This is a genomic window from Pelotomaculum propionicicum, assembly GCF_004369225.1.
Classification (GTDB): Bacteria; Bacillota; Desulfotomaculia; order Desulfotomaculales; family Pelotomaculaceae; genus Pelotomaculum_B; species Pelotomaculum_B propionicicum.
Map to the genome: position 1 here is coordinate 1 of NZ_QFFZ01000003.1, position 16,448 is coordinate 16,448.

General features: G+C 51.9%; 16 protein-coding genes. 11 read left to right on the forward strand and 5 right to left on the reverse strand.

Annotated elements, in window-relative coordinates; translation table 11 throughout:
- Nucleotides 1-358: 358 nt before the first annotated feature.
- From Pmgp_RS01985 to Pmgp_RS02005, 6 genes are all read left to right on the forward strand, one after another.
- Entirely contained in the window at nt 359-1,486 is a 1,128-nt protein-coding gene (locus Pmgp_RS01985; protein WP_243119689.1) for a S1C family serine protease, read from the forward strand.
- A gap of 34 nt (nt 1,487-1,520) precedes the next feature.
- The gene (locus Pmgp_RS19595) at nt 1,521-1,688 is read left to right on the forward strand and encodes a hypothetical protein (protein ID WP_192902736.1); all 168 of its coding nucleotides are present in this window, start codon (nt 1,521-1,523) and stop codon (nt 1,686-1,688) included.
- Nucleotides 1,634-2,050: a hypothetical protein gene (locus Pmgp_RS01990; protein ID WP_134212295.1), complete on the forward strand. Its 417-nt coding sequence runs from the start codon at nt 1,634-1,636 to the stop codon at nt 2,048-2,050. The genes Pmgp_RS19595 and Pmgp_RS01990 overlap by 55 nt, the downstream gene beginning before the upstream one ends.
- Before the next feature lie 466 nt (nt 2,051-2,516).
- A complete protein-coding gene (locus tag Pmgp_RS01995) occupies nt 2,517-3,083 on the forward strand; it encodes a PadR family transcriptional regulator (RefSeq protein WP_134212296.1) in 567 nt (188 codons plus the stop codon).
- A 33-nt stretch (nt 3,084-3,116) separates the two neighbouring features.
- Nucleotides 3,117-4,253: an NAD(P)H-dependent oxidoreductase gene (locus tag Pmgp_RS02000; RefSeq protein WP_134212297.1), complete on the forward strand. Its 1,137-nt coding sequence runs from the start codon at nt 3,117-3,119 to the stop codon at nt 4,251-4,253.
- Between the two features lie 65 nt (nt 4,254-4,318).
- Nucleotides 4,319-4,930, forward strand: coding sequence for a VC0807 family protein (locus Pmgp_RS02005; protein WP_282432859.1), 612 nt, complete (start codon nt 4,319-4,321; stop codon nt 4,928-4,930).
- A 9-nt stretch (nt 4,931-4,939) separates the two neighbouring features.
- On the opposite strand, the gene Pmgp_RS02010 is transcribed toward Pmgp_RS02005, so the two are convergent.
- The 4 genes from Pmgp_RS02010 to Pmgp_RS02025 form a co-directional block, all read right to left on the reverse strand.
- On the reverse strand, nt 4,940-6,145 hold the full coding sequence (locus Pmgp_RS02010) for a (Fe-S)-binding protein (RefSeq protein WP_134212299.1): 1,206 nt from the start codon (nt 6,143-6,145) through the stop codon (nt 4,940-4,942).
- The gene (locus Pmgp_RS02015) at nt 6,138-7,565 is read right to left on the reverse strand and encodes an FAD-binding oxidoreductase (RefSeq protein WP_243119690.1); all 1,428 of its coding nucleotides are present in this window, start codon (nt 7,563-7,565) and stop codon (nt 6,138-6,140) included. The genes Pmgp_RS02010 and Pmgp_RS02015 overlap by 8 nt, the downstream gene beginning before the upstream one ends.
- 108 nt (nt 7,566-7,673) lie before the next feature.
- Nucleotides 7,674-8,963 carry a polysaccharide deacetylase family protein gene (locus Pmgp_RS02020; RefSeq protein WP_134212301.1) on the reverse strand — a complete coding sequence of 430 codons (1,290 nt, stop codon included), beginning with the start codon at nt 8,961-8,963 and terminating at the stop codon, nt 7,674-7,676.
- Nucleotides 8,964-8,978: 15 nt separating this feature from the next.
- Entirely contained in the window at nt 8,979-10,178 is a 1,200-nt protein-coding gene (locus Pmgp_RS02025) for an MFS transporter (RefSeq protein ID WP_134212302.1), read from the reverse strand.
- A gap of 240 nt (nt 10,179-10,418) precedes the next feature.
- Between Pmgp_RS02025 and Pmgp_RS02030 the strand changes: the two genes are divergently transcribed.
- Entirely contained in the window at nt 10,419-11,468 is a 1,050-nt protein-coding gene (locus tag Pmgp_RS02030) for a glycosyl hydrolase family 18 protein (protein WP_134212303.1), read from the forward strand.
- A 354-nt stretch (nt 11,469-11,822) separates the two neighbouring features.
- Here Pmgp_RS02030 and Pmgp_RS19600 read toward each other — a convergent pair whose 3' ends face one another.
- A complete protein-coding gene (locus Pmgp_RS19600; protein WP_192902737.1) occupies nt 11,823-11,963 on the reverse strand; it encodes a hypothetical protein in 141 nt (46 codons plus the stop codon).
- A 158-nt stretch (nt 11,964-12,121) separates the two neighbouring features.
- Between Pmgp_RS19600 and Pmgp_RS02035 the strand changes: the two genes are divergently transcribed.
- The 4 genes from Pmgp_RS02035 (at nt 12,122) to Pmgp_RS02050 (ending at nt 16,405) form a co-directional block, all read left to right on the forward strand.
- The gene (locus tag Pmgp_RS02035; RefSeq protein WP_134212304.1) at nt 12,122-12,340 is read left to right on the forward strand and encodes a FeoA family protein; all 219 of its coding nucleotides are present in this window, start codon (nt 12,122-12,124) and stop codon (nt 12,338-12,340) included.
- Between the two features lie 59 nt (nt 12,341-12,399).
- Nucleotides 12,400-14,343 (forward strand): ferrous iron transport protein B, encoded by a 1,944-nt coding sequence (gene feoB, locus Pmgp_RS02040; RefSeq protein ID WP_243119691.1) that lies wholly within the window; start codon nt 12,400-12,402, stop codon nt 14,341-14,343.
- A gap of 93 nt (nt 14,344-14,436) precedes the next feature.
- Nucleotides 14,437-15,651 carry a D-alanyl-D-alanine carboxypeptidase family protein gene (locus Pmgp_RS02045; RefSeq protein ID WP_134212305.1) on the forward strand — a complete coding sequence of 405 codons (1,215 nt, stop codon included), beginning with the start codon at nt 14,437-14,439 and terminating at the stop codon, nt 15,649-15,651.
- 307 nt (nt 15,652-15,958) lie between these two features.
- Nucleotides 15,959-16,405, forward strand: a complete 447-nt coding sequence (locus Pmgp_RS02050) for a Fur family transcriptional regulator (protein WP_134212306.1) — start codon at nt 15,959-15,961, stop codon at nt 16,403-16,405.
- The last annotated feature ends 43 nt before the right edge of the window (nt 16,406-16,448 follow it).

Sequence of the window (16,448 nt, forward strand, 5' to 3'; positions counted from 1 at the left end):
AAATATTTTGGCAGAGAGCAAAAAATGAGCCGTTACCCTACATATTTATGACAATAAGTGAAGGCCGCAACCCCTTTATTTGCAAGGATTGCGGCCTCTTTTCGCCCTCATAACTGTCAAAGTCAGGATTATATCTTTTTTCCTGACAAAAAGATATAAGAAGGCCGCGCTCCGGGGCGGGCCTTCTGCAAAATGCTTATTCCAGCGTATGATTAAATAAAATTTTTTATTTGAGCATGGTAATTTTTTCATTAATCTGCAGGAAGAAAGGCAATAATATATAAGATGTAATTACACTAAAACTTAAAACGATTATAAGTCTTCTAATGTAAAAACCGCGCAGACAGGAGGGAAGATTTTGTTTAAGAACATCAAGCGGGCTTTTTTATTAATCATAGTAATTGCCGTCCTGGCAGCATCTAACGGGGGATGTAATTTACTCAAGCAGCCGCAGTCCAAACAAAACTCCGGGCAGGACCAGGCCGGCCTGCTGCCGGGTGTGGGCCCTGATACAGTGGCTGATGTGGTCTCTTTGGCCAGCCCGGCAGTGGTGAAAATATCGACCAGGGTAACTTCACGCGGCTCAAGTGATCCCCTGTTCAGCGATCCTTTTTTCCGGCAGTTCTTTGGCCTGCCGTCCCAGCCAAGGCAGGAGGAAGGCATGGGGTCTGGCTTTATCATTTCGCAGGACGGGTACATCCTCACCAATGAGCATGTCATAGACGGAGCCAGCAGTATTTCTGTAACCGTGACCGGGTTTGACCGGGACCTGGAAGCAAAAGTCACAGGCGCGGACTATGACCTGGACCTGGCCCTGCTGAAAATAGAACCGGGCCGTGATCTTCCCTTTTTGAACCTGGGAAATTCAGACCAGATCAGGGTAGGCAATTGGGTTATCGCCATCGGCAACCCTTACGGGCTCGACCATACGGTCACCACCGGGGTGATCAGCGCCAAAGGACGCCCGATCAGTGTCAGCGACAGGAAGTATGAGAACCTGCTGCAGACTGACGCGTCTATTAACCCGGGCAACAGCGGCGGCCCTCTCCTGGACCTGAAAGGAGAGGTTATCGGCATTAACACGGCCATCAGCTCCCAGGCGCAGGGCATTGGTTTCGCCATACCCACCAGCACCGTGCGGCAGGTGCTGGAGGATCTCAAGAACAATGTGAGCAAGAGCCGCCCCTGGGTAGGCGTGCAGGTCAGAACCGTGGACAATGAGCTGGCTCGCTACCTGGGCCTGGACAGGGCTGAAGGCGCGGTTATAGACGGAGTAATCGCAGGCAGCCCGGCAGAAAAGGCCGGCCTTAGGGAATGGGACGTTATTGTTGAGTTTAACGGCAAAAAAATAAGCAACGCCGATGAACTGGTGGCAGCCATAAAAAATACGCAGGCCGGTCAGACGGTAAATATGTCTATCATACGCAAGCGCCAGTTAAGCCAGCTGACCTTGGCGGTGGCCGAAAAGCCGCAAAATATAAGATAAAGAAGATCTTGCGACGATCTTGGAGTTGAGAAAATTGGTTGACTGGGAGAGAGCATACAGGCTGCTGGACCAGGTAACACCCCTGGCTGTTGACTGCGGCCTGCTGTGCGGCGGCATCTGCTGCGCCGAATGGGAGAAAGGGGGGGCATGTACCTGCTGCCGGGTGAAGAAGTCATGTTTAACAGGAACGAGGAGTGGCTGACCTGGCAGGAGCACGCCACGGAGGAATATGAGTTTTGCCCCAGCTGGAGCGGTGTTGTTTATTTTGTGAGCTGCCGGGGTGTCTGCCCGAGGGAAAAAAGGCCCTTTGCCTGCAGGACTTTTCCCGTCTTACCGTACCTCTCGCCGGGCGGCGCTCTCGAGCTGCGGCTGGATGAAGCCGCGGTGCCGGTATGCCCCCTGGTGAAGGCGGGGGATATCAGTCTTTTAGACCGGCGTTTCTTAGCCCGGGTCAGGCTGGCCTGGGAAGAACTGATCAAAGACCCGCTGATCAGGGACCATGTGGAGTGGGAGTCACGCGCTCTGGACAGGCGGGCCGGCGAGCCGTGGAGAAAACTGCTGTAATATGAACGGGGACACATCAGCTAATGAACGGGGACACATCTCTATTTGGGGTGTTAATTAACGGCCGAGCTATGTCCCCGATTGTAATAATTAACGGCCGAGCTATGTCCCCGATTGGGCGATGATTGCTTAAAATTGTAGGTGCGAATTTATTCGTCAGCGGAATGGGGACACATCTCTGTTTCGGGTATTCCTTTATTGATGAGGTATGTCCCCAAGGTCTCAAGCTATTTCGGTGCTGCCACGCCTTGTCCGATTGAAATTGAACCTGCCATATTAACGGTATTTAAACTCTGACTGCAAACAGAAACGATCGCCCATGATCGTTTTTTTATTTTCCGTTAAATATTTTTTGCTTAATACTTGACAGTGAAAGAAGATTGTTCCATAATCATATATAAGAACATATATATACAATAGTATATATAATGTAGTGCTTGAATATATCTTTAACAAGGAGAGTAATATGTCGCTAAAACATGCTTTACTGGGGTTCTTAAATTATGGCAGTATGTCCGGCTATGACTTGAAACAGTGCTTCGACCAGTCAATCCAACATTTTTGGAGCGCCAACCTGAGTCAGATTTACCCAACTCTAAGCCAGTTGGAGGAAGAAGGTTTGCTGACTATGGAGGTGGCATACCAGGAAGACCGCCCCAACCGCAAAGTCTATCACATTACGGAGGCGGGACGCGCGGAACTGCGGCGCTGGCTGCGGGAACCTATGGAAACGCCGCCGCAGCGGCAGCCCTTCCTGGTCAAAGTTTTTTTTGGCGGGAACATAGCTAAAGAAGATCTATTGGCCCAACTGCGCTGCCAGCTGTCGCTGCACAAGGAGCAGGTGAGCGCCTACCAGGGGCCGGTAAGGAAAGTCCTGCAGCAGTATATCGAGGCCACAGGCCTGGCGCAGGAAGGCCTGTTCTGGGGTCTCACACTGGAGGCGGGCATTAAACAAAAAAAAGCATGGATTGAATGGCTTGAAGAGGCCATTGTGAAAATTGAATCATTAGATATGCCCGTAACTAAAGACTAAGGTCCGGGGATAAAAAGAGAGGAGGCGCTATAAATGAAAATTTTGGCTGTCAACGGTAGCCCGCGCGGTGAGAAGGGCAATACCGACCGCATCCTGCAGCCTTTCTTGGAAGGTGCCCGTGAGGCGGGAGGGGAGACGGAGACAATTTATCTGAAAGATCAAAAGATCAACCACTGTACCGGGTGCTTCACCTGCTGGACCAGGACACCCGGCGTTTGTGTCCATAAAGATGATATGCCCGCGCTGTTGGAGAAGATGAAGGCTGCGGACGTCCTGGTCTACGCCACACCCCTTTATATATTTACCGTAACCGGTCTGATGAAAAACTTTATGGACCGCGTTATCCCGCTGTTAAAGCCGAGTATTATCAAACGGGGCGACCAGTATATTCACCCCATGCGTCACGAGGGAATCTGGCCTAAACGGGTTATTCTCATTTCCAACTGCGGTTTCCCGGAGCGGCATCACTTTGCGGGTCTGGTAGAGACATTCCGTATTTTTACTTCCGGGCCGGACTTGGACCTCAGCGCCGCTATTTTATGCGCTGCCGGTGAGCTGCTGAAAGTACCGGAGGCGCAGGATAGTATCCGCTGGTATCTGGAGGCATCCCGCCGCGCAGGGCGGGAGCTGGCCGAATATGGTCATATTACACCCGAAACACAGGAGATACTGGAGCGCAGGCTGATAGATCCGGAAGTATATTCAAGCTTTGCCAACACTCACTGGGAGAGCTATGACGTTCAAGAACCGCAGCCAGAAAAAGCGGTAGAATCAGCCGGGGCAGGGACCCTTTCACCGCCGCTGCCCCTGCCGCCAATGGGAAAAGGCATGCCGGATACCTTCCGTGAACTTATAAGCGGCCAGGCGGCAGCCTTTAACGCTGCCGCCGCGGGGAACCTGTGTGCAGATATTCAGTTTATTGTTGGCGGACAAGAGCCAGGTAACTATCTACTGCGTATAGCGGACGGCCAGTGCACCGCTCACCAGGGGACCGTCCCCGCACCTGCGCTGACAATCACTACCCCCTCGGAGATTTGGCTGAAGATTGCCAGAGGCGAACTAAGCGGACAAACCGCCTTTATGCAGGGTTTGTACCGGACTGAAGGCGACTTTGGTTTGCTCTTGCGGATGAACGAACTCTTCTCAAAAAAGTCGAGCTCCGCTCAGTAAAGGCAAGTCGGGGGAACGGTCAGGAATCCTCCGCCCAAAAGGACTTTGCTGCGCGGGCTGGTCAGTTGTCACTAGCTTTAAACAATTCGGTACTGGGAAGGTTTTTAAATAAGAATTTTGTTATAAGCGTCATATGTCCAATAGTTATATTTGTCATTTTCGGCCGTTTTCAGATGAAGCTTACAGGTACTATACTAGCGGGAAGCTGGTCTGTCGCAGTTGTTTTAATACAATATATACGGGAACGTAAGATTAATATTTACGCTATAATTGGCGCGATCATTTCCTTTATCTCGTTAGTAGGTACTGTTATTTCGCGTAATCCGGTTTTCTATTTAGCGTCACCGATAGTTACTGATTTTTTACTTGCTTTGGTTTTTCTGGGTTCTTTGCTCTTTGGCAAACCGTTGATTCAGATGTTTGCGGAGTATGAAATGAAGGATGCCTTTCCGGAGGACTTTCGTAAAAAACCAAAGTATAAATCGGCATGGAAAATTCTAACCGTAGGCTGGGGAATTCTAAGTATCACACAAGCACTTTTGAGGATTATATTGCTTTATTCAGCGTCGATGGGAATTTATTATTCAATAAGTATGATCTATGGTAATGTTTCTACACTGCTCTTTTTCGCATTTAGTTTTTGGTTTCCCAAGTGGTATTGGGCAAGAACTGTCTAAAAACTAAGCTCAGAAACCGATTCCCAAACCTTGGGCCAGGAGTTCGACCGGGTGGAGCACAGGGATCAGCAGGCCCTGTTTTGACAGCCCGTGCCGGATTTGCATGGTGCAGGAGGGGCAGCAGGTTGCCACAACCTCTGCTCCTGTTTCTTTTATCGAGGATATCTTTTTATCAAGTATGCTCATGCTGGTGTCGTAGTTGTAAAAAGAAAAGGAGCCGCCGCCCCCGCAGCAGTTGTTCGCGCCGGGCATTTCCCTGAACTCGCCGCAAGTCCGGCCCAGCAGCTCGCGCGGCCCGGCTGTAATTCCCTGGGCTTTGGCCAGGTGGCAGGGGTCGTGGTAGGTTATAACCTTATTGATTTTTTGCAGATGGCGCCCGGTAAGGAGATCATTGAGCAGTTCCGATAAATCCAGTATCTCCATGCCTTTTAATGCGATGCTTTCCCGCAGTGCGGCTGAGCAGGAGGCGCAGTCGGTGACCACCGCTTCCACCCCCAGGCGCTGAAAAGCGGCTGAATTGAAGTTGGCCAGGGCTTCTGCGGCCTCTGTTTGCCCGTTTTCCTCCTGGGGCAGGCCGCAGCACTTTAATTCCGCCGGGGTAACAACTTCACAGCCCAGCCGTGCGAGCACAGCTACCGTGCTTCTAGCCACAGCCGGGAATAAAAAGTTGGTGGCGCAGCCCAGAAAATATCCCACTCTCATTTTAGGGGTACCCTCAGCTTTGGTGATTTCCTGGATGAAGGACCGCGCCTGCCGGCTGGGCAGTTTGCCGGGCAGGTTCAGGGCGGGCGGCAGCAGCCCTAGAGAATTGCCCAGGCCGGTCAGGCCAAGGTTTTGGCAGCCTCTGAACAGGCCGGCTGAAAGTTGCAGCAGCCGGGGGCGGGTCCAGATTTCCTTGAAAATAATTCTCTGCAGAGAGGACGGTACTTCCCTGGCCAGCAGGGAGCGGGTGGCGGTGACAATTTTATGAACAGGGATGGCCGAGGGGCATTCCTTCGTACAGGCCTGGCAGAGCAGGCAGCGGGACATCTGGGCGGCGACCCCGGCACTTGCCTTAACCTCACCGCTGGCCAGCATGTGGGCCAGAAAAACCTTCGCCCTTGGTGTGGCCGTCTCATTTCTGACTACTTCAAAGACCGGGCAGACAGAACGGCACTGCCCGCAGCGCACACAGCGCAGGTAATGATCTTTAAGTTCGGGCAGTTCCTCAAACACTTCCCTGATCCCCCTCCGGGGCCAGCAGTTTGCCGGGGTTCATGATGTTGCACGGATCCAATGCTTTCTTAACCCTCTTCATAATCGTGGCCGCCTCGCCGTGTTCAGCCAGGGTGTACTGGTTTCTGACCGCACCGACCCCGTGCTCGCCGGTGGTGGAGCCGCCCAGTTCTATAGCCAGCCGGTGAATGGCGTCAACCAACCCGTTGGCACTGGCGACTTCTTCCGGGCTTTCCAGGTTGATCACCGGGGCGGTGTGAATATTGCCGTCCCCGATGTGGCCGTAGTTAACAACTGTAACACCGAATTGCCGGCTCAGTTCTTTAATCCTACGCAGTGATTCTGTAACTCTGTTTAAGGGGACGCTGATATCTTCGCCGGCGAAGATCCTGCTGCCGTCTGCCCGGAGCCTGGCGGCGGCAATGGCCACTACACTCCGGCCCCGCCACAGGTCGGCCATACGCTGAGGGTTGGTGGCCCATTCCACGGAAGCAGCGCGCCTGCCGGCAATCTCGGCGATCTGCCGGCCTTCCCACTCAACACTGGCCGGGTTGCCGTCAACTTCAAAGATAAGTATGGCTTCGGCGGCCGGGAGATTGATCTCCGGTTTGTAAAGGTTGATAGCCTGGATCGCTGAAGAGTCTAAAATTTCTATGCCCGAGGGCAGGATGCCAGACTGGTAAACATCCAGCACTGTTGCGGGCGCCTGGTCAAGTTCACTGAAAACAGCCATGGCGATGCCGCGCGCTTTGGGACGGGGCCATACCCGCAAACGCACTTTGGTGATAACCCCCAATATGCCTTCCGACCCCACGAAAAGTTTGGTGAGGTTTAAGCCGGACACGTTTTTTAAAGCCCTGCAGCCGACCCCGCCGGTGTTGATGACCTGGCCGTCAGGCAGCACCACTTCCAGGCCAAGGACGTATTGCTCGGTGGCGCCGTATTTTACCGCCCGCAAGCCGCTGGAGTTGTTGGCGACCATGCCGCCTATGGTGCACATGCGGGTGCTGCCGGGGTCGGGCGGGAAAAACAGGCCGTGGCCGGCCAGGTGCTCGTTAAGCTTGTAATGCACCACGCCTGGCCTGACAAAAACCTGCATATTTTCGGTGTCAACCTCTTCGATGGTATCCCAGGCAGACAGGTCGAGAACTATCCCGCCGCGGGTGGCCAGGCAGCCGCAGGTTTCCCCGCTGCCGGCGCCCCTGGGCACAACCGGTATGCTGTGCGCGCAGGCCAGCCGCAGCACCGCGGATACTTCCTCAGTGCTTTGGGGCAGCACTACCGCGTCGGGCACAAAACTCTGGAACCTGGCCATGAACGAGCTGTCATAGCTGTACAGCTTTAGCTCCAGGTTGCCGGTAAGCACCCGCTCCGCCGGAAATATTTTTTTAAGTTCAGCCCCCAGACGTGCTTTGTCCAATGCTAAACACCTCATTAACTAATTTGTGAGACAAGGGTTTGAGACAAGAGAACCGTCCCCTTGTCTCACTACCCTTGTCTCACTCTGTCCCCTTGTCTCACTCTTGTCTCACCCTGACTCCTGTATTCTTTTGCTCATTAGTTCCTGCCGCGTAATCACCACATATTTGGGTGTGAGTTTGTAACGGTAAGATTTTAAGCCCTTGAAGCCGTCGGGGTGGAAAATGGCCAGCAGCCACCGCTCGTACAGGCTGGTAAAGGTCTGAAAAATCCCGGGCTTCATATCCACGGTTTTAAAGCCAAAACGGCCCAGCCCGCGGTGCAGGAGGGTGATCCCTAAAATGGTGTTTATTTCGCCGTATTTCTCATTGCTGTTTAAGAATTTAGCCAACAGGGGAAGCCCGCTGCGTACTTCACGCAAGGCGGTAAATATAGAATGCTCAAGCAGTGCATTTTCCCCCACCAGTGACAGGAGCCTGTCGTTGTTCATGTGCAGCTCCAGATAGAGTTCCCCGCGTTTTAATACATTGCCGCCGGGCATCGTCCAGTCCTTGCCGCGGTGCCGGCGCAAAGCGATCCGCCAGATAGAGTTTCCATCGCCTAAATTACTGATCCCTGATATGAGGCGGACAAACCTGTCCACGTAGCTCCAAAGTCGCTGCAGAACTTTTTTAGAAAAAGGCTTCTTTTTAGCCGGCATAATCTCCTCCAGCGGCGCTACCTGCAGGCCGCGCTGCTTCAGGCCGTCCAGGATGCGGGGCAGGGCTTCCACCACCCGCGACGGGCTGCCTTTAGCCGCGCCCGGCGTGGCGTCACTGTCGTGCAGGACCAGTATCGCGCCATCCCGGATCCTGCTCAGCACTTTGTGGGTAACGCTTTCCGGGGTGGCCTTCTTAGTCCAGTCCCAGCTCATATAAGTCCATAGTATAACTTTTAAGCCTTTCAGGCGGCAGTACCAGATTGAAAAAAGGTTGAACAGCCCCCAGGCCGGGCGGCAGAAGCGAATTTTCTGCCCGGTCACTTCTTCAATGGCCAGGCTGGCTTCGCCGATTTCCCTGCTTGTGGCGCGTGGTCCAAGCAGCCAGGCGGCTTTGTGGGCGTAGCCGTGGCTGCCTATTTCATGACCCGCTTTGATGATCTGCCTGGTGATCTCCGGGTTAGCCCTGGCCTTGGCGCCGACCAGGAAGAAACAGGCCCTTACCTGGTAGCGGTGCAGGATCTCCAGGATTTGCGGCGTGTAAAGCGGGTCCGGGCCGTCATCAAAGGTGAGGGCGACTCTGCCGCAGCCTTTGGGCGCCCGTGACACAGCGCCGATATGGCCTAAACGGACCACTACCGTCGGCGCCAGTGAGTAGACAAAAATAAGCAGAAATAAGATTTTTAAAATAGAAGCTTCCATTATTAAATCCTCAGATCAGTTTGTAAGGCTGTGTGTAAAAAGTTTTTCAATAGGGTACAGAAAATAAAAGCAGGACATCATGGCCAGCAGTACGGCGCCTAAAAAAAGGGCGGTAGAAATCCCAAAACTCTTGGCCACTATGCCACCCAGAGCCGGGCCGACTGCAATGCCCATGCCCTCTATGGTTGAGAAGACTCCCCAGCCGGTGGCCTGTCTTTCAGGTGAAATCACCTTGGCCAGCAGGTTATTCCAGGAGGGGAGGACCATGGCGTATGAAAAACCGACCAGTGCGGCCATACCGTAGGAGGTGACAGCGTTATGGGCGGTTGGGAAAAGGGCCAGGGAGACGGCGCTCATGCCAAAACCGGTGCCCAGCAGGGTCTTAAGCCTGATCCTGTCCGCCAGCCGCCCCATGGGCAGGAAGGAAACAGCCGCGGCGGCTCCTCCGATTAAAAGCAGCAAAGCGTACTGGTTGGGGCTAAGGCCTATCTTGTTTTGCGCGTACAGGGGCAGCAGCGGCAGCATCAGCCCGCCGGTCATGGTTTGGAGGAACATACCCGGCATAAGTATTTTCTTAAACGTCTGGTTTTCCGCCATTTTGCCGACTTCCGTCCAGAAGGAGAAGCCGGAGCTTTCATCAGCCTTATTCTCCATAAAGGGGAGCAGCAGCAGGGTCACGGCCAGGGCGCCGCCCCAAAGGGCGATCAGCAGCCAGAAGGCCAGGTTGTAGTCCCTGGCGATGAGAAAATTAATGGCTACCGGACCGCCGCCGCTGCCAAAAAGCCATACCGCGAAGACAATCCCCATCCGGGCGGCTCTTTCTTTTAGCTGTACAGGAGCCACTCCGCTGATTACAGCCAGCCAAACCGGTGATACACCCAGGCCGAAAAGGGCTGAGCCAATAAGCAGGACGGCAGGTGAGTGGCAGAACTTCATAAAAAGCAGTGAGCCCAGGCCGAGCAGGAGCCCTGCGAGCAAAACCGGATAACCTATGCGGTCCAGCTGCCAGCCGGCGGCTCCTTTAAAGAGGGTCTCCACCAGGTAGTGGGCTGAAACGGCCAAACCTGCGGCTGCGACTGATATGCCCAGGTAGTTGACGGCGTAAAGAGGCAAGAAGGTAAGGAAGAAAGCCCCCCTGGTAAATTCCATAAAGAAAAGCATCAGGATCAGGCCGAGTTCTCTTTTTGAAGTAAATATGGCTTTCAGCTCGTGCAAAGGTTAAAGGCAACTCCCTTACTGGTGGATAGATCTGGTTTAACTATACTGATATTATACACTATGGCGCGGGCTGGGAAACATTTTTTAAACAGCTTATCCTGCCGCGACATTTCCTGCTTATTCTTGTCCATGCTGGGAGTTCCATAACTGGCAATAATGAATGTTTGTTAAAGGTCCAAGTGAGCTGTTATCATAAGATTGGATTTTTTAAAGTTATTTGAAAGGCGGGGGAAGATAATGGAACATGCCAGGCGGGCTTTAATCGCTGTTTTAGTTTTTGCGGGACTGTTGGCGGGCTTGTTTTTTTACCCGGCCTACGCGTCGGCCGCGTCAAAAAAAATGACCGTTTTGGGGTATTACGCGGAGGACTACCCGGGGGACAAGCTGTCCTTTAATTCGCTCTCCAACAAACAGGCGCTGGTAAACAGTGTGGCGTTTTTTAGTTATCTGGTTAACAAAGACGGGGACGGCGACTTAACCGGCAGTGTGCCTAAAGACGGTGTGAAACTTGCTGCTGACAGGAACGCCAAGTCTTTATTGTTGGTTCACAACGTGGGCGAATACAACAGCAGGGATGTCATCCACAAGGTCCTGTCGGTGGAGAAAAACAGAAGAAACCTGGAAAGGAATATCGTATCGCTGGTAAAGGGAAATGGTTTTAAAGGAGTTAATATCGACTTTGAGGGTGTGCCTGCGCGGGACAGGTCCAATTATAATAAATTCCTGTCTGAGCTGAGTCAGATGTTAAAGCCCGGCGGCTACCTCTTAACAGTTTCCATACCCGCCAAGACAACGGACAACCCTTCCAACGAGTGGTATGGCGCTTATGACTACCGGACCATCGGGAAGACTGCCGACCTGGTTGCGGTGATGACTTACGAGGAGCACTGGTCGGGCGGCTCGCCCGGGCCAATTGCCTCGCTGCCCTGGGTGCAGAGGGTTCTGGACTATACGGTGCGGAACATACCCAAGGAAAAGGTATTAATGGGAATTCCGGCTTACGGGTACGATTGGTCGGCAGTGGGGAACAAGTCAGTGCGCTGGTACAAGACCGGCGAACTCATTTCGAAATACGGGCCGGCTAAATGGAATGACTGGGCTTCTTCGCCCTACTTAATTTACTATGATGACAAGGGGAAAAAGCATGAGGTCTGGTTTGAGAACAAGTACAGCCTTGGTATTAAGCTGAATTTGGCTAAAAGTTACGGTATCGGCGGCATAGCCATATGGCGACTGGGGTTTGAGGACGCCTCCTTCTGGGAGACAGTGCGGGCAGAATTATCGTGACAAGAAACGGGGATAACAATTAATAATGCAGGTTCGACTTCAGTCGAACAAGGCGCGTCAGCGCCAAAATAGCTTGAGGCATTGGGGACATACTTCGTCAATAAAGGAATACCCAATCCAATCGGGGACATATCTCGGCTGTTAATTAATGCCCCAAATAGAGATGTGTCCCCATTCCGCTGACGAATGAATTCGCACCTACAATTAAAAGCCAGCCCGGATGTTGCTTTCAGTGCGGTTGCTTTGCCGCTGTTGTTTCCAGCGTGCAGGTTGGATTAATTGAAAAAGTGCGACGGAAAAAGCAGTTATTTTGTTTTTAAAGCGAGTCTGTAGGGGGCGCTTGCGCCCCCGGCTTTACCTTTTTACTGCCAGCAGGTATAGTTCCTGTTTATTATTTGCTGCTTTGTTCATTTTTTGTTCGGCCTGAAGGAGCTCGTTGAGTTGTTCATCCGAAAGATCAGCCACCTTCATTCCCTTGGTGTTTATTTCAGCCACTTTTCACCCTCCTTTTTGCTTTTTTATATTCTGTCTCTTTTCTGCTAAAAATATTGTTGATTTTGCTGAATAGATTACATATAATTTAAGTAAAATGAGAACGGTTATCTTTCTCATTCTGTTGATAATGATTATCATTATATTTGGAGGCGGGCTCAATGAACCTGGATGAAGCGAAAAAGGGGCAGCTCATCAAAGTTACCAGGATCAAAGATGACCTGACCAGAATGCAGGCTATCCGCCTGGGCATTGCCGAGGGATCTGTTGTCACCTGCCGGGAGATAGTGCCGGCGGGGCCGGTGGTGGTGGCCAGGAATAAACAGGAAATCGCCATTGGTCGAAGTCTGGCCAGGACCATTTCAGTTGAGCCATATTAGTTTTATCCCCGGCGCAGGCCGGTTTTCTCTTGTACATAGAAAATGGTGGTGATCAGTTTTTGGAGAGTGCAAGCAGGGTGGAGGCCATCCCGCCAGGCGGCAGGAAAATAGTGCTGGCCGGCAATCCCAATGTCGGAAAATCTGTTATCTTTAATAACCTTACCGGCCTGTACATGGACGTTTCAAACTATCCGGGCACTACTCTTAATATGGCCTGCGGTCGTTACAACGGTGATGTTGTAATCGATACGCCGGGCGTTTACGGTGTCTCTTCTTTAAGTGAGGAAGAGAAGATTACCAGAGACATCATCCTGGCCGCGGATGTGCTGGTGAACGTTGTCAACGCGGTTCACCTGGCGCAGGATTTATTCCTGACCCTGCAGATTATCGATATGGGTATCCCGATGGTGTTGGCCCTTAACATGACGGATGAGGCTGCCCGGGAGGGGCTGGAGATCAACGCGCTTCTTCTGGAAAACCTGTTGGGTGTTCCCGTAGTTTCCATGGCGGCAGAGAGCGGCTCCGGTATGGACGAGTTAAAGAGGAAGATAGATCTGGCCAAGCCCGGTCAGTCAGCGCCCGGCCTGCAGGAGAGGATTAATCAGGTGAGCCCGCCTGCCGGCAGGCGGGAAGCCCTGCTGGTCCTTGAAGGTGACCAGGAAGTCAGCCGGCGCTTTGGACTGGAACCTGGTACGGACCGGGAAGCTATCTACAAGGGTCGCAGGGAAAGAGTGAACAATCTGGTTGCGCTGGTAGTGAAGGAGAGCAGAAAAGGTGAAAGCTTTACCTCCCGCCTGGGCCGCTGGATGCTGTTGCCTGCCACCGGTTTTCCGCTGCTGGCATTTACTTTGTGGGCGGTTTATGAACTGGTGGGGGTTTTTTTTGCGCAATATATTGTAGACAATACCGAGAGCTTTATGACAGGTTATTATGAGCCCGCGCTCAGGTCGCTGATTAACGGTGTTTTCCCGCCCGGGACGGTTGTCAGTACCATTTTAACCGGCCAGTACGGAGTCTTAACCCTTACTGTGACCTACCTGATCGGCATTTTACTGCCGCTGGTGCTGGGAATTTTTCTGGTGTTGTCTATACTTGAGGATTCTGGCTACCTGCCGAGGATTGCCACTTTGGTCGACCGCACTTTAATTGGAGCGGGATTGAACGGCCAGGCTGTGATCCCGATGATCCTCGGTTTCGGGTGCGTAACCATGGCCTGTATTTCAACCAGGGTATTGGGTTCAGACCGGGAGAGACGTATAGCAATTTTCCTGCTGGCGCTTGGTGTCCCCTGCTCAGCCCAAATGGCCATTATCATTGCCGTTTTGTCCGGGCAGGGCGCTTTCTATATGGTTTTATACGTGATGATTATGCTCAGCGTCCTCCTTTGCACCGGCGCCCTGCTCGGCCGCTTTCTGCCGGGAGAGACGTCCCCTCTGCTGATCGAGCTGCCGCCCCTCCGTTTGCCCCGGCCCCGCAACTTCCTGGTAAAGACCTGGTCCAGGTCATACCAGTTTATCAAAGAAGCCTTCCCTATATTCGCCGGGGGGACACTTTTTTTAAGCATCCTTGAGGTGACAGGCCTGCTGCGGGGCCTGCGCAATGCCCTGCAGCCTGTGACTGTGAGCTGGCTGCACCTGCCGCAGGAGGTGGCCGATATTTTTGTGATGGGTCTGATCAGAAAGGAGTTCGGCGCCGCGGCGATACTAAACCTGCAGATGCTCCCCCTGCAAAACTTTATTGTGCTTTTGACACTTTCACTTACCGTCCCGTGTATTGCGTCGACCATGGTAATTTTTAAAGAGCGGGGTCTGCGCGAGGGTCTGGCGGTCTGGTTAGCCGTTTTTTGCCTGGCAATATTAATAGGCGGTATGATTACCCGCCTGTTGGAATACATGTTTAGTGCAGGCTTTCACCAAACCCCCGTACTCTTGACCCTGGTTGTTTTCGTGACTGTCTTTTTATGGGTGCTGACCATGCTGTCCAGGCCGCGCAGGGCATCATAAACAGGTATAGCTCTCCAAGCGTTCGTTGTGGTATAATTGTTTTTAGTCTGGGTGTTTTTTGCTGCTCCCTAAAAACCTTGTAAAGGTGATGGAATGCTGAAAAAAATATCCTTGTGGGTATGTCTGGCCGCATTTTTGTTATCGGCCGCTGTTTTTCCCGCGGCAGCAGCTTCGCCTGTGATTACTGGAGAAGCCGCGGTACTTGTCGACTCAAAAAACGGGCAGGTCCTTTTCGAGAAAAATGCGTCCGTCAAGGTGTACCCGGCCAGCACCACCAAAATTCTGACCGCGATTATAGCTTTGGAAAGCGCCAGAACTGGTGAGATGGTCACTATCCCCAAAGAGGCCTCTGATGTTGAGGGATCCGCAGTAGGACTGCAGGAAGGCGAACAGGTTTCCCTGGAGGATTTGCTTTACGCGCTGATGTTGAATTCAGGCAATGATTCAGCTGTGGCTATCGCCTGCCATTTGGGCGGTTCGGTGCCCGGTTTCGTTCAGATGATGAACAAAAGGGCTGCTGAATTAGGTGCGGTTAACACGCATTTTAACAACCCCAATGGCCTGCCCGATCCCAATCACTATACCACTGCCCGCGACATGGCCTTAATCGCCCGCTACACCATGCAAAACCCGGAATTCAGAGAAATTGTCTCGACTAAAGTAAAAACGATCACACGCAGCGATCCCAACGCGCAGACATACCTGGACAACCATAACAAGCTGCTGTGGAATTACGATGGCGCTATCGGAGTTAAGACCGGGTATACGGACGAGGCCAGGCAGTGTCTCGTGTCAGCCGCGGCCAGGCAGGGCAGGGAACTGATCGCCGTGGTAATGAAAAGTGAGGGGACTGACATTTGGACTGATTCGACAAAGCTTTTAGATTTTGGATTTGCTGAATTTAACCAGGCGTCCCTGGTCGAGGCAGGTAAATTTATGGCTGATGTGCCGGTGCGTTACGGTGTTGCCAAAACCGTGCGCGCCCAGACGGGCAGCTCGCTGGTCTATGATTTTCCAATTGGTGCTAAACCTCAAATAAGTCAGGAAATCACCCTGTTCGATAATATTGCGGCTCCTTTGCAGGCTGGCAAAAAGGTGGGTGAAGCAGCCTTTTATGCAAACGGCCAGGAGTTGGGCAGGGTTGATTTGGTGGCCCAGCAAGAGGTAAAAAGAAGGATACTGGCTAAATGGTGGTTCTGGCTGTTAGTTCTGGCGGCGATAGCTACCGCTGCTGCCATAGCCCTGTACCAGAACGAAATGCGCCGCAGGCGCTGGCAGATGTACAACAAGCGCAAGTACTACCTGTAGGAGCTAGTTGGGGATATTAAATAAGATGATTATACCGTTGGCTTAATGAAAAGATAAAAACAAATTGACAGGATTAACAAGATTTTAGAAGATTAACAGGACTATTAAATAATCACATTTTATTTAGAATTCTTATTTACAGAGGATTTCTTAAGACAACCTTAAAAGGTATGTTAATGGGTAAAAGAAACAATTATAAAAGGTCTTCATATATTTTTTATAAAATCCTGTAAATCCTTTTAATCCTGTAAATCCTGTCAATTTGTTTTATAGGCTGACACAATAAAACCCGAAAGGTGGTGTGATGATGAAAAAAGTTATATCCGATGTCGGGGAAAAACTCAGGGCGAAAGAATCAAAACTGACAACACGCCGGGAGTTGGTCTTAAAAGTGCTCCTGGAAAACAACGGCAAGCACCTCAGCGCTGAAGAAGTTTATAACCTGGTCAAGCTCCGGGCTCCCGACGTGGGTCTGGCGACGGTTTACAGGACCTTGGAACTTTTTCAGGAGTTCGACCTGATCCAAACAATTGATTTCGGGGATGGCCGCAAACGTTACGAGTTCGGCCCGGAGGCAGGAGAAAACCATCACCACCATCATTTAATATGTATTAAGTGCGGCAGCATTATTGAAGTTAACGAGGACCTGCTGGAAGAGCTGGAAAACAGGGTCAGCAAGAAGCATAACTTTACGGTGACCGACCACCAGCTCAAAATCTTCGGTGTATGCGAACAGTGCAAAAAACCAAAATAAGTAAGACCGGATAATACTTCCATGCTATAATTAAAGCATGGAT

What these genes read in the sequence shown, in the direction of transcription:
- Pmgp_RS01990 (WP_134212295.1), top strand. Translation starts at nt 1,634, where the DNA reads ATGTACCTGCTGCCGGGTGAAGAAGTCATGTTTAACAGGAACGAGGAG.
- Pmgp_RS01995 (WP_134212296.1), top strand. Translation starts at nt 2,517, where the DNA reads ATGTCGCTAAAACATGCTTTACTGGGGTTCTTAAATTATGGCAGTATG.
- Pmgp_RS02000 (WP_134212297.1), top strand. Translation starts at nt 3,117, where the DNA reads ATGAAAATTTTGGCTGTCAACGGTAGCCCGCGCGGTGAGAAGGGCAAT.
- Pmgp_RS02020 (WP_134212301.1), bottom strand. Translation starts at nt 8,963, where the DNA reads ATGGAAGCTTCTATTTTAAAAATCTTATTTCTGCTTATTTTTGTCTAC.
- Pmgp_RS02030 (WP_134212303.1), top strand. Translation starts at nt 10,419, where the DNA reads ATGGAACATGCCAGGCGGGCTTTAATCGCTGTTTTAGTTTTTGCGGGA.
- Pmgp_RS02035 (WP_134212304.1), top strand. Translation starts at nt 12,122, where the DNA reads ATGAACCTGGATGAAGCGAAAAAGGGGCAGCTCATCAAAGTTACCAGG.
- Pmgp_RS02045 (WP_134212305.1), top strand. Translation starts at nt 14,437, where the DNA reads ATGCTGAAAAAAATATCCTTGTGGGTATGTCTGGCCGCATTTTTGTTA.
- Pmgp_RS02050 (WP_134212306.1), top strand. Translation starts at nt 15,959, where the DNA reads ATGAAAAAAGTTATATCCGATGTCGGGGAAAAACTCAGGGCGAAAGAA.